Consider the following 12,411-nt stretch of genomic DNA (forward strand, 5'->3'; position numbering starts at 1 on the left):
TAATATACATAATTATATAATGGGAGGTTTAAAAAATGAGACTAACTCTCTTTCGCTATTTTCTTTTTTTCTTAGGATTAATTTTCTTTGGGCTCGGAAACGCTCTTGCAGTCAAAGTTAAATTCCTCGGGTTACATCCTTGGGAAGTTTTAAATATGGCTCTCTATGAACGATTCGGATGGACACTTGGTACTTGGAGTGTTATATGCGGGTTATGCCTCGTACTTATTTCTTTACTAATAGATCCAAAATATATAAACGTAGGCACATTTTTAAATGCATTGCTTATCGGCCCTATTATGGACTTTTTCTTACAATCAAACATCCTTCCAAACGCTACTGATTATTTATGGATAAATTTATTCATTTTGTTTTCTGGTATTGTAATTACAGGTATTGGGGGCGGTATGTACGTTGCGGCTGGAATTGGTGCTGGACCTCGTGACGGATTCATGCTTACTATTTCTGACAAAACTGGACTGTCTATTAGCCGGGCTCGAATCATTGTAGAATGCGTTGTACTAGTTATTGGATATATGCTAGGAGGTCCTGTTTTCATCGTAACTTTTCTATACACTTTTATTCAAAGTCCAATCTTTCAGCAATCATTTAAGATATTTCAAACACTCTTACATACTTTACATAACAAAAACCCAGAGCAAATTAATGAAAATACATAAAACATAACTTAATACCAATTACTCTTTTCATTAACTTTCTTACAAATAATTCACCCTACTTACGATTCCCACCGCAAATAGGGTGTTTCTTTTTTCATCCGATAATATATATTTAATTAAACATCAAGAGCATATACTACTCATTCACAATAAAAGTATATACATCATTATAAATACAACCATTGACCCTAATAACATACTTCCCAGGCTCACTAAAACTAATTGTGTATTTGTTTAACTGAATTCCCTCCTTATTTCCAGAAAGAACGTCGATGTTACTCTATGAGCATCTAAAGTTCCCTTCTCAGTTAATCCACATGTTCTTTCATCTCCTTCTAATTTTGGTGATTCACCATGCCTAACCATATAGATATATGTATTCATAAGTCCTCCTTGAAAATATTTATAAGTTAATTACTTATTTTAATCTCTGCCGTCTCAAAACTTGAGTACAATCAAAATATTAATTAATTCTTCTTTTAAACTATTTTATGAACTTTGCTAAACTGTTCGTCTAATCCATTCCCAAACTAAACTCTCAAATAGATCAGGCTGTTCAATTTGCAAATTATGTCCCGCCATATCTAACACCGCTAATGTTGCTCTTGGGTAATCTTCAATAATTCGTACAATATCTTGATAACCTACTGATATATCTTGTCTCCCAGCTAACAATAGAACTGGTTTCTCATATTTCTTACGATGGAAGTCTAAAGTAAGAGAATAATTCTTTTGTAATCTTTCAATAAATTCATTATTAGCAACATCTAGACCCGGCTTAATCTCTTCTTTGAATCGCTTATATGTATATTCATTCGCTACCACTGCTAATTCGCAAAATTCTTCCCTTTCGGTTGAAGTGAGCGTTTTTAAAAATTCCTCATCTCTTACAATTACCTGTTTATCTGGTAGAAGTCTTTTTCCTGGTTGTGCTACAACAACAGGACATACTAATAATAATCCATTAACCCTCTCAAACATCTTTGAAAGTATCCCTCTAGCTAAATATCCCCCGTATGATTCTCCTACCAATAAAAATTCTTCAGCAGAAATGATTTCCTCAATAAATGTGATAAGCACTTCTACTATACGATCTGAACTATTTATCCAATCTGGAGCATTCGATTTCCCCATGCCAGGTAAATCAATATAAATTCTTTGATAACCTTCATATTTCTGAAATACTGATTCCATACATCTCTTCATTAACCTATGGTCAGGAGCACAACCATGTATGATAATGACTGGTTTACCTTCTCCCACAATTTCATAGTATATTTCTGCGTCTCTAATCCGGCATATCATAAAAAAACCTCCCTAGTTTTATATTTATCTTTAAAGACAACTGTCTCAAACCAATAGGAATATACGTTCTTACTTTATATCTTTTCATAACATTTTTTCAAATTTTAATTTTCAGACTTAAAATCCAAAAAGCTTCCTCCTAGTTTTATTTCTGAGAAGGAAGCCAATATATTTTTACCTTATCGAAATTCGAAACCTTATTCTTATTTGTTTCATTACCCTTTATTCTTCTATTTTCATTAACACAATTCTCCAACCATCCGGATCCTCTATCGTTATCCCCTTATCTTTCCAATATGGATTTTCTGGTTCTACTTCATCGTATCCCATTGCATGCAGCCTTTTACTCACTTTTTTCATTTCACTATCTTCACGCATGTAAAATACAAGTAAATTGTCTTTTGTTGGAGCCGGACAAGGGCTTCCATCTATATGTCTTGTAAATTCTAAATGATACTCTTCATCTGGTAGACCGAACATGATCCCATCATAGCCATCATGATCGTAGAATTCACCTATACGTTTTAAACCTAATCCTTTTTCATAGAATGCTATAACCTCTTCAAATTTATCAGTTGGACGTGCTATTCTAAACTTCACCCATTTCATCATGATTTTCCCTCCATATTAAAAATTAATTACTGTATTACATATTATTGTATATAATCAACACGTTTCTTTAATCCCTCATTAGTATGAGAATAGCTACATACAAAGGTCTTACTTAATACTCTATAATAACGAAAAACTCACCTCATCTAGAGAGAAGTTCCCATCATTTTATCCCGCTATTTGCAGGCAGTAAGACTCCCACCTCAAAATTCGGCGAACACGAGGAAGTTATGTGGGAGTCAGGCTGCCCGTAAAAGCCCGATTGGTGAGGGCTAAAAATCAGTGGGATGGACAAAACCCCAACTGATTAAAGTTTCACTTTATATGCAAATTTGCATCTCCACTTGCAAAGCACTAAAAAACCTTTAAAATATACAGGATGACTAAATATACAATTTTCATCTAAAATCTTGATACACTAAAAATCATTAAATGTAACATTTTTTCAATTTCAAGAAGTATTACACTCTTATTTTTTCCTTATAAGCATGCTTTTTATAAGGAAATCTGATACAATCCTTAAGTAATATTATTATGTATAGATATTACGAATATAGTGCATACTTAAAGAAGGTGATTTTATTGAAATTAAATAAAAATTTACAACTATGTATATTAATTACAACATTAATATGCTATTCAATCTATTTTATGTTTTTCTTTCTGTTCCCTACTCATTTTTCAAATTTCAATGTACGCTTCGCTTCACTCATCGTTGAAGCCATTACATTTATATCGCTAATTTACTCTATATATTCTAAAAAAGTTAGTTCAAATCCTTTTTGGATATGTATTACAATTGCAATTGGTAGTTTTTTATTAGGAAAAGTAGTATATACGTATCAAGATACCTTTTTCGAACTTCCAATACATCATTTTGCTGTTTCTGATGTATTTTACATGTTTTTTCTATTCTTCTGTCTTATCGCTTTCTGCTATAAAATCTTAAAAGAATGCAATAAATGGGAAAAAGCTTTCTTTATTTGTGATATATGTATAGTACTTACTTCCATATTCACATTAGAATGGTATTTATTTAATCAGCCAAATTTAAATATATTCTCACTTTCACTCGGAGATGTTTTCCTTTCATTTCTATATCCAATTGCAGATCTATTATTTCTTCTACTAGGTGTTAGTCTCTTTTTCCGCCCAACAATTTTTAAGTCCAAGCGGAAAATTTATATCTTTATTTTTGTATTAATTAGTTCTGCAACTTTTAACTATATTTACTTTTACTTAAATACCCATTTATCAACTGACACTATAACATTTTTACGTCTTTTATATAGAATACCTATATTGCTTATCGCAATAGCTGGGTCTATTTCAGAAGATGATAACAGCCATAAAAATTATTTCATTGTAAACCCTATACTAGGAAAGAAAGTTTTAGTCGTATTTCCCTATCTTGCTGTTGCAATACTAATCGGGTTTACATTAAAAGAACAAACATCATCTTCCACTCTCATTACAGGAAATTGTATCGCTTTTGTTTTTGTACTTATTCGACATTCTATTGTAGGTATGCAAAACGCTACTCTAACAAAACGTCTACAAGCATTTAATGCTCAACTAGAAGAAAAAGTTACTTTAAGGACTTCTGATTTAGTCCATAAATCAGAGGCTCTATCTCAAAAACAACAAAAGTTTAAATCATTATATGAATATCATCCTGATCCTATTTTTACGATTGATTTAAATGGAATATTCTTAAATGTAAATAAAGCCGGGAGTATGCTACTTGGAGCGCCAACAAACGAGTTACTTGGTGAAACATGTTTTTCGATTATTTTAAAAGAAGATAAACATAAACTAGCATCTGCATTAGAAAAGGTTAAACAACAAGAATCCGCATCTTTACAACTTAGTTCTCAATATAAAGATGGCTTTACTTATTTTTTATACGTTACCATCGTTCCTATTATGATAGATGGACAAATTTCAGGAAGCTATATTATGGTAAAGGATATTACCGCATTAAAAAAACAACAAGAAGAAATTAAATACTTAGCATTCCATGATACTGTAACGAAAATTGGGAACCGTGCCTTTTTTCATAAGAAATTAAGAAAAGTTATAAAAAATGCTAAAACAGCACAAAGTGAGTTCGCATTATTATATTTAGATTTAGACCGCTTTAAAGTAATTAACGATACACTGGGGCATTCGTCAGGTGATTACATATTAGAAGAGGTAGCAAAGCGATTCCAATCATGTCTTCCATCACATACTCTTGTGTCAAGAATCGGTGGCGATGAATTTACAATTTTAATCGAAAACTATACGGACCATGATTCCTTATTCAAGTTATGTAACCAATTATTTGAAGGCATGAAAAAACCGTTTGTCCTACATGAGCATAAATTAACTTTATCACTTAGTATCGGCATCGCTATATATCCATCTGGTGGAATTGATACCGCTACACTCTTAAAAAACGCTAATGTTGCAATGTATGATGCTAAGGAAAAAGAGCTTAACTCTGTCTCTATTTATGACGATGTAATCGCAAAAAAAATCGAAAGACGATTACGATTAGAGAAAGATTTACCAAACGCAATTCAAAATGAAGAATTGTTCCTTTTATATCAACCTCAAGTTGATAGCAAATCAAATAAAATTATCGGTGCCGAAGCTTTAATCAGATGGAACCATCCCGAATTAGGTGTTATTTCTCCGTATGAATTTATCCCTATCGCCGAAGAAACACTACAAATTATTCCAATAGGAAAATGGACATTACAGCAAGCCTGTCAGGAAATGAAACGTTGGCACACACTCGGATATTCTCATTTGAAAATAGGAGTAAATTTATCTGCTAAAGAATTTGAACAAGAAGACTTTGTAAAATCTATTTCTTCTACTTTAGCAACTACAGGCTTACCAGCAAGTTCCCTTGATCTAGAATTAACAGAACGAATTGCAATGATGGATGAGAGAGAAACATTGATAAAACTGCGTACACTAAAAAATTTAGGGATTCACATTTCAATCGACGACTTTGGTACAGGCTATTCTTCCCTAGCCTACTTACCTTTATATCCAATCGATACGTTAAAAATCCCAAGAGAATTTATTACAATGTCTGAAACGTGTGAAGATGGAATGGAAATCATTAAAACGATCATCACATTAGCACATACATTAGGAATGTCTGTCATTGCTGAAGGTGTAGAAACGAAAGAACACGTAAATTTCCTTCAAAAAAATAAATGTCAGTTTATTCAAGGTTATTATTACAGTAAACCTATTTATACAAATGAATTTACTAAGCTGTTAGAAAACGGTATTCGTCCATAGTATATAGCTCTATACAGAATATAATCGGCATAAGTAACAATGAATTTGAACAACTATAGTAAAAAGGAAAGAAGATACCTTCTTTCCTTTTGTTTTTCTATTTAAATTTCTATTACTTCACCACTTCATTTATTATATCTATTAATTGATGAATTCCCTCATCATTTGTTTTCTTAAATCCATTCATGTTTTGAATATATCTCTCCTTATTGGCATACAACTTATTTACCGCATCTGTAAATGTACTGGCGCTTATTCTATCCTGAAGTAATACTTCCGCATACCCTTGTCGTGCAAAATAGTCAGCATTTAAAACTTGATCCCCTCTACTGGAACCATTAGTTAACGGAATAAGCAACATCGGTTTCTTCAAAAATAACAATTCAGAAATAGCAGTAGAACCCGCTCTGGAAACTACAACACTTGCCATATTCAGTATATGCGGCAACTCTTCGCCTATATATTCAAATTGCATATAACCTTCCATTCCAATAGATGGATCCACCTTCCCTTTACCACACATATGAACAATATTAAAACTTAATAATAATGTATCTAAACTTTTCCTTACCATATCATTTATCCATTGTGCACCTTGACTCCCACCCATTATTAACAGTACCGGTTTATCTTGCCTAAATTTACAATAGCTTCTTCCTCGTAATACGTTACCGCTCTCAATTTCTTCCCTTACAATTGGTCCTACATAAACCTTTTTCTCATTACTTACATTCTCCCCTGTATGAGGGAATGTTGTGCATAGTTTTGTAGCAAAAGGTAATGCTATTTTATTTGCTAACCCTAACGTACTATCTGGCTCACGTATTACGATAGGTACATGATTTAACCATGCCCCTATAACTACAGGAACTGAAACAAATCCTCCTGCCGAAAAGATAACGTCAGGCTTCATTTTCTTAATTAATTTATAACTTTGTAAACAACCGTTTATAATTTTAAAAGGATCTTTAAAGTTCTCCCAATCCCAATATCTCCTAAGCTTCCCTGTTGAAATACTATTATACTTAACATTTTGAACTAATAATTTTTCAATTCCATTTTGAGATCCAATATACTCAACTCCCCATCCTTTTTCCATAAATTTAGGAATCAATACCATGTTAATCATTACGTGTCCGGCTGTACCGCCCCCAGTAAAGAGAATCTTTTTATTCATAACTTATATCCACCTTTATCATTAAAAATCTAGCTTTATATTAATCTTTAACTCAAGTCCTATATCTTGTAAGAGATCTTTGATGAGTTCATAAAAATCATTTCCATACTCACTACACTCATACTGAGCAAAAACTTGAATCACATGCCTAGTTCTAGTCTCTAGTGCTCGCTTTATTCGATTAACCTTTTTTTCTTCCACATACGCTCGATATTGATTTATTGCCTCATAGAGGTGCAACACATGCGCTTCTTCATCTTTCCAATCCAGCGTATCAACAATCGAAAGAAATAGCGTACTTTGATTATCTATTGCTTCATAACTATTCATATACTTCTTACACCCTTTTTTATTTTTCATTGAATGCAGATGTCACTGTGCTTCGCATACTCAAGTACATCTTTCAATGATTGATGAAATTGGATTTTCGGGACCCAACCTAACTTTTTTATATCCTCTAACACTAAACTTTTATTTGAGTCACTCTCAAAATTATCTGTTTCTTTTATAGTAAAGTTCAGCTGTGTTAATCCTTTATATTGTTCTAGTACATCTAATAAAGATCGTTTTACTCCTGATCCAATATTATATTCTTTTCCATTTATACCATCACGTAATAACACATGATACGCTTTAACTACATCACGTACATCTAGAAAGTCCCTACTATCTTTCAAACTGTTTACTTCAATAATTGGTTCACTTTTACCCGACTCTATATCTATCATTTTTTTTGCCAGAATAGAACAAATACCATTCGATACTCCTGGACCAATTAAGTTCGAGGGCTTTGCAATGATAATATTTGAATCCATTAACCCACCCCAAGCCTCTGCGACGATTACTTGCATAGTTTTACTTAAACTATATGGATTTGAAAATTTTATGTTGTTCATACTATCTGCTTGCAATGCAGATCCTATAACTAATGTTCTACAATGGGGTGCTTCTTGCTTAATTGCTTCTAATAAATATAACGTCCCTATCACATTAATCTCCATGTATTCAAGAGCAGCTGTCCAAGACTCTATGACCGAATTTCTTCCTGCTAAATGCAATACATAGTCTGGCTTTATTTGTTTAATTACCTTCATTACTTCGCCCTTATTAGTTAAATTACAAGTAATTCCATTCCTGCATTTTTCTCTATGTGAACGATTTTGAAACATAGGAATTACATGAAAGCCCTTGTCTAAAAAATATTGGCAAGCATGGCGCCCTGTGAAGCCATTTGCACCAGTTATTAAAAGGCTCACATTTTTTTTCATAGTAAAAATCCTCCTTTTTCTAACATTTGTTTCACCTCATGTTTTGCAAGTAAGTCTTGTTGAGAACTAAAACTCTTCACATCCACAAGCGGATAACTAGCATAATATTCTTGAAGTCCTTCTATAGGAATAGTCGGTAGTACCACAAAATAATTTTGATCAAAACTAATACTTGTTTTACTCTCTACCTCAGATAAAAGCATTTCACTTAATTTTTCACCAGGTCTTATCCCTACCTCTTTTATCTTCACGTTTTCTTTTTTCGAATCTTCAATCAATACTTTTGCTAAATCCGTTATTTTACATGCTGGCATTTTCATAACAAAGATTTCCCCTCCTCTTCCTTCAGATGCTGCTTTAAATAACAATCCAACAGCATCTTCAATTGTTAAGAAAAATCTAGTCATATTTTCATCAGTAATCCCTACCTGTGAAGACTTTTTAATTTGCTTTTTAAAGAGCGGTACCACACTTCCACTCGTCCCTAAAACATTTCCACCACGAACACAAATGAATTTTGTTTTCTTCGTTTGCACATTCGCATGAACCATTAACTTTTCACCAATTGCTTTTGTCATCCCATACGTATTTGATGGGTCGGCCGCTTTATCAGTTGAAACATATATAACTTTCTCAACTTGCTTCTGGATTGATGCTTCAATTACATTTTGCGTACCATGTATATTTGTTTTTATAGCTTCATAAGGATAATACTCACATACTGGAACATGTTTTAAAGCTGCAAGATGGAATACATAATGTACACCTTGGCAAGCATATACGAGTTGGTCTTTATCACGAATATCTCCAATAATAAATTTCAATCTATCTTCATTTATAAACTGTTGCTGCATTTCAAACTGAACTGTTTCATTTCTTGAAAAAACTCTAATTTCTTTCGGTGATTTTTCTAATAGTTGTTTTATAAGTTCATGCCCCCACGAACCTGTACCACCAGTAATTAAAATTATTTTATTAAGCATTCCTTTTCCTCCTACCGGACATTTCATTAAAAATTGTATTTATTAACGCGATTGAATTATTTTCAATTGATTCAAATCATAATCGTCGTTTGTTACATTTAATTGACAAAATAAAAAAACAGAAACTATTAAACATAGTTTCTGTTTTTTATTTCACTTCTTAACAGTAAGATTTTTTCATACTGTTTGCATGATAACTATATTACTTGTAGAAAAACACCGTTCATTTATTTCTTATACTCGTAATAAAATAAATAGAATGGTGCATAGCCAATGCCATGTTTACATTCATGAAAAAAGGGAGGTAATGGAATGTACCGAAGCAATTCAAACAACTCAAATAATATATATAACGATCCTTCCAAAGCACTTCCTCTCTCCCTATTCGATGTAAAAAATGAGTTAAAACAAAAAAGCAAACTCATTCATTCTGGCACCATGTATACATTAACGAAAGAAGAGCAACTCATCATCGACAAAATAAAAGTACAGACAAAACAACTAAATAAAAATAACGTCACAAGAACACGTGCATACTATCAATTTTACATTCAATATCCCGAAATACATTGGGCACTACTTGGACATATGGTATCACGTAACGGTGGTTGGAATATGACTGATTTAAAGGGAGACTTATATACGAAGATTTTATCAGAGAAGGATCAAATTACATTTTTTTCTTTTTTAGAAAGAGGAAATTGGCTCATTTTTCAAGATGTATATCCTCAATTTTTGCTATATGAACAAAGTGTTAAAAAATCACAAAAGCTATTTCATCTTCTTCCTCACCTAAATGTTTCTACATTTATGGAAACGATGTGGAACGATTTTTGGAAAACAGGTAACAAAAAAACATTGGCGATCGCAACTATTATTAATGAACAAAACTACTTAGAAAAAAGGGTTATTCAAAATGTACACTTTCAAAAGACTGTACTAAATAGTATTGGATTTAAACTCTTTGATTTCTTTCAGTTTAATCATATCCTTTTCCCATTCTACGAAAATGATAAGAAACAAAAAGTATTACTATTTGGTGATACAATGAAACATTTTACGTCCTTGCATGAACGAATCTTAATTGGAAAAAGGTTGTATTCACTATTATTTCGGGATACACATATTTTATCTCAAATAATAAGTTGGGCCGAGCATCATCCACACACAGGCTCAAGGAAAGATTACTGGCCTCATTTATTTTCAAGTGTAAATGAATCTTTTTCCCGTGAGTTTTATAAACGCCGAATAAAGAAATGCCAGTTGCGTAGTGGTGCATATCGTATATACAGCCCTGCACTCATCTATGCATGGCGCGATATGAAACATGAAGAAGATAAAAGTAAAGATTGGTTTACTGATTGGCAAGTTGTAAATTACTTAGTTGATAAGGAGGAAAGTATAAGTGGACAAATTTCAGAAGACTACTGCAAAACACTCGAAAAAATTGAACTTGCAATTCTCGCAAAGAAAAATGTCCTCCTCCGAGAGGAAGAATGACTTTCTAGCTTTAATAATTACAGTTTTTCTCTCTGCTATTATTGGAACTTGTTTAGATGCTTTCTTTGTTAATAAACAAATATATTCTTTTCCAGTTAGACCCTTCTCATCCACATTTTCAGTTAACATAGCTTTCATATTACTCGTACTACCGATTTTAACAGCCTCTTTTATACAAATTTCAAAAACATTATCTACAGTTTCTAGAACTCTATTTATTATTTCAATAGGCGTTTGTGCTAGCATTTTTGAGCAAGTTGCTGAGAGGCTAGGTTTATTTGTACATAATGAGCATTGGCATCATACTTATTCTTTGTTTGGGTATATGATTTTTCTTGCTTTTATTTGGAAAGTATATCGTTGGCTACCAAAATAAAGAGACCGTTTGTATAACGGCCTCTCCTCTTAAGCATAATCTTCAATTCTTACTACTGAACGACTTTGAAGACTTTTTGATCGCAAACGATATGCAACTACTTTCTTCTTATATTGCTTTATTACATCAACGTGTTCCTCGTAGCTATATAAAGAAAACTTAATCGTTTTCTTTCCTATCTTCGTCTCAATAACTAATGGTGTTCCATTCCCTTGCGGCGGAAAATAATGCTTATCCAAAAATAAAGCCTCATTAAATTCATGAATAACTTGAAGTTTCATTTCTCCTTCTATACTTTCCCCATCTACTGTTACAGTAGTATTTTCCTCATCCAATTTTTGATGTAACTCAAATCTACTAATAATTGATTCTACGACAGAAGTTGGCATACTAGAAACTAGTACTTTAACAGCACCAAAAATAAATAATGTAACTATAAACCATGTTGTCATTTTAATCATCTCCATTACACTCTAAAATGAGTAGTGTTATGCTCCTTATTACGATTCATTAATTTTCAAAATAAAAATTTCATTCCATAAGGTACTAATATACTAATAAGTATCCCTGTTACAATCATCGTTACCGAACCGATAGTTGCTTCTTTCTCTCCCTCTTTCACTAGACGACTCACACCAATGATATGTGATGCGCAGCCCATCCCAACTCCTTTTCCAATTGTACTTGTTATACGGAAAAGTTTAAGTACTGTCGGTCCCATGATAGCACCTGTTATTCCCGCAACAACTACAAAACTAGCAGTCATAGATGGAATACCCCCAATTTGTTCGGCTAATGAAATTGCAATAGGCATCGTCGCTAATTGCGGGATAGTTGTTAATATAAGTTCCTTATCTATATTCAACATTTCCCCAATCACTACATTCAAACTTATTAAAGCCACTATACCGATTACTACCCCAACAAGTATCGATAAGAAGTTTTTCATAAGTATTTTTCGTTCCTTAAATAGTGGTATTGCTAAAGCTACAATCGCAGGGCTCAAGAAACTGGAAAGAATATCTCCCCCATTTTCCTTATAATCTTGATGAGAGATCCCGAAAATAAGGAATATGCAAATCATAATTGCCGTAACTGTTAACACCGGTAAAGTAAATGGAAACGTAAATTTTTTATATAGCTTTGTCGCCAATAAATAAATCACTACAGTAATAAAAATTAAGACCATTTGAATAGCGCACCTTAT

12 protein-coding genes and 1 pseudogene are annotated in these 12,411 nt (G+C 32.6%); 4 read left to right on the forward strand and 9 right to left on the reverse strand.

All coding sequences use genetic code 11. The annotated features are described in order from the left end of the window. The first annotated feature begins 35 nt into the window (after nt 1-35). The gene (locus tag NSQ47_RS12175) at nt 36-680 is read left to right on the forward strand and encodes a YczE/YyaS/YitT family protein (protein WP_341037048.1); all 645 of its coding nucleotides are present in this window, start codon (nt 36-38) and stop codon (nt 678-680) included. Nucleotides 681-953: 273 nt separating this feature from the next. On the opposite strand, the pseudogene NSQ47_RS12180 reads toward NSQ47_RS12175, so the two are convergent. From NSQ47_RS12180 to NSQ47_RS12190, 3 genes and pseudogenes are all read right to left on the reverse strand, one after another. Beyond that, nucleotides 954-1,064, reverse strand: a pseudogene (locus NSQ47_RS12180) (histidine phosphatase family protein); the annotation flags it as partial. A gap of 117 nt (nt 1,065-1,181) precedes the next feature. Next, nucleotides 1,182-1,985, reverse strand: a complete 804-nt coding sequence (locus tag NSQ47_RS12185; protein ID WP_341037049.1) for an alpha/beta fold hydrolase — start codon at nt 1,983-1,985, stop codon at nt 1,182-1,184. A gap of 222 nt (nt 1,986-2,207) precedes the next feature. Continuing rightward, nucleotides 2,208-2,597, reverse strand: a complete 390-nt coding sequence (locus NSQ47_RS12190) for a VOC family protein (protein ID WP_002111302.1) — start codon at nt 2,595-2,597, stop codon at nt 2,208-2,210. Between the two features lie 582 nt (nt 2,598-3,179). Between NSQ47_RS12190 and NSQ47_RS12195 the strand changes: the two genes are divergently transcribed. Further along, a complete protein-coding gene (locus NSQ47_RS12195; RefSeq protein ID WP_078181505.1) occupies nt 3,180-5,900 on the forward strand; it encodes a bifunctional diguanylate cyclase/phosphodiesterase in 2,721 nt (906 codons plus the stop codon). Nucleotides 5,901-6,012: 112 nt separating this feature from the next. On the opposite strand, the gene NSQ47_RS12200 is transcribed toward NSQ47_RS12195, so the two are convergent. From NSQ47_RS12200 to NSQ47_RS12215, 4 genes are read right to left on the reverse strand one after another with little or no spacing between them, the layout of a single operon-like run. Further along, nucleotides 6,013-7,077 (reverse strand): undecaprenyldiphospho-muramoylpentapeptide beta-N-acetylglucosaminyltransferase, encoded by a 1,065-nt coding sequence (locus NSQ47_RS12200; protein ID WP_002199579.1) that lies wholly within the window; start codon nt 7,075-7,077, stop codon nt 6,013-6,015. A gap of 21 nt (nt 7,078-7,098) precedes the next feature. Then, on the reverse strand, nt 7,099-7,437 hold the full coding sequence (locus tag NSQ47_RS12205; RefSeq protein ID WP_341037055.1) for a DUF6572 domain-containing protein: 339 nt from the start codon (nt 7,435-7,437) through the stop codon (nt 7,099-7,101). Beyond that, nucleotides 7,434-8,345: an NAD-dependent epimerase/dehydratase family protein gene (locus NSQ47_RS12210; protein ID WP_002160792.1), complete on the reverse strand. Its 912-nt coding sequence runs from the start codon at nt 8,343-8,345 to the stop codon at nt 7,434-7,436. Before NSQ47_RS12210 ends, NSQ47_RS12205 begins: the two co-directional genes overlap by 4 nt. Next, on the reverse strand, nt 8,342-9,328 hold the full coding sequence (locus NSQ47_RS12215) for a UDP-N-acetylglucosamine 4,6-dehydratase family protein (RefSeq protein ID WP_002111308.1): 987 nt from the start codon (nt 9,326-9,328) through the stop codon (nt 8,342-8,344). The genes NSQ47_RS12210 and NSQ47_RS12215 overlap by 4 nt, the downstream gene beginning before the upstream one ends. Before the next feature lie 312 nt (nt 9,329-9,640). On the opposite strand from NSQ47_RS12215, the gene NSQ47_RS12220 reads away from it, so the two are divergent. Both NSQ47_RS12220 and NSQ47_RS12225 read left to right on the forward strand, forming a co-directional pair. Next, nucleotides 9,641-10,828, forward strand: coding sequence for a DUF2515 domain-containing protein (locus NSQ47_RS12220; RefSeq protein ID WP_341037056.1), 1,188 nt, complete (start codon nt 9,641-9,643; stop codon nt 10,826-10,828). Then, nucleotides 10,803-11,204: a CBO0543 family protein gene (locus NSQ47_RS12225; protein ID WP_341037057.1), complete on the forward strand. Its 402-nt coding sequence runs from the start codon at nt 10,803-10,805 to the stop codon at nt 11,202-11,204. The genes NSQ47_RS12220 and NSQ47_RS12225 overlap by 26 nt, the downstream gene beginning before the upstream one ends. A gap of 29 nt (nt 11,205-11,233) precedes the next feature. On the opposite strand, the gene NSQ47_RS12230 is transcribed toward NSQ47_RS12225, so the two are convergent. Together NSQ47_RS12230 and NSQ47_RS12235 are read right to left on the reverse strand one after the other, a co-directional pair. After that, a complete protein-coding gene (locus NSQ47_RS12230; RefSeq protein ID WP_002160789.1) occupies nt 11,234-11,656 on the reverse strand; it encodes a YfmQ family protein in 423 nt (140 codons plus the stop codon). Between the two features lie 65 nt (nt 11,657-11,721). Next, a complete protein-coding gene (locus NSQ47_RS12235) occupies nt 11,722-12,393 on the reverse strand; it encodes an LrgB family protein (RefSeq protein ID WP_002111311.1) in 672 nt (223 codons plus the stop codon). Nucleotides 12,394-12,411 lie beyond the last annotated feature (18 nt).

The organism is Bacillus sp. FSL R10-2780 (genome assembly GCF_038006125.1).
In the GTDB taxonomy this organism is placed as follows: Bacteria; Bacillota; Bacilli; order Bacillales; family Bacillaceae_G; genus Bacillus_A; species Bacillus_A cereus_U.

Excerpts from the sequence above, each read along its gene's own strand:
- NSQ47_RS12215 (WP_002111308.1), bottom strand. The coding sequence starts at position 9,328 with ATGCTTAATAAAATAATTTTAATTACTGGTGGTACAGGTTCGTGGGGG.
- NSQ47_RS12175 (WP_341037048.1), top strand. The coding sequence starts at position 36 with ATGAGACTAACTCTCTTTCGCTATTTTCTTTTTTTCTTAGGATTAATT.
- NSQ47_RS12230 (WP_002160789.1), bottom strand. The coding sequence starts at position 11,656 with ATGACAACATGGTTTATAGTTACATTATTTATTTTTGGTGCTGTTAAA.
- NSQ47_RS12235 (WP_002111311.1), bottom strand. The coding sequence starts at position 12,393 with ATGGTCTTAATTTTTATTACTGTAGTGATTTATTTATTGGCGACAAAG.
- NSQ47_RS12225 (WP_341037057.1), top strand. The coding sequence starts at position 10,803 with ATGTCCTCCTCCGAGAGGAAGAATGACTTTCTAGCTTTAATAATTACA.
- NSQ47_RS12205 (WP_341037055.1), bottom strand. The coding sequence starts at position 7,437 with ATGAAAAATAAAAAAGGGTGTAAGAAGTATATGAATAGTTATGAAGCA.
- NSQ47_RS12210 (WP_002160792.1), bottom strand. The coding sequence starts at position 8,345 with ATGAAAAAAAATGTGAGCCTTTTAATAACTGGTGCAAATGGCTTCACA.
- NSQ47_RS12190 (WP_002111302.1), bottom strand. The coding sequence starts at position 2,597 with ATGATGAAATGGGTGAAGTTTAGAATAGCACGTCCAACTGATAAATTT.
- NSQ47_RS12220 (WP_341037056.1), top strand. The coding sequence starts at position 9,641 with ATGTACCGAAGCAATTCAAACAACTCAAATAATATATATAACGATCCT.
- NSQ47_RS12200 (WP_002199579.1), bottom strand. The coding sequence starts at position 7,077 with ATGAATAAAAAGATTCTCTTTACTGGGGGCGGTACAGCCGGACACGTA.
- NSQ47_RS12185 (WP_341037049.1), bottom strand. The coding sequence starts at position 1,985 with ATGATATGCCGGATTAGAGACGCAGAAATATACTATGAAATTGTGGGA.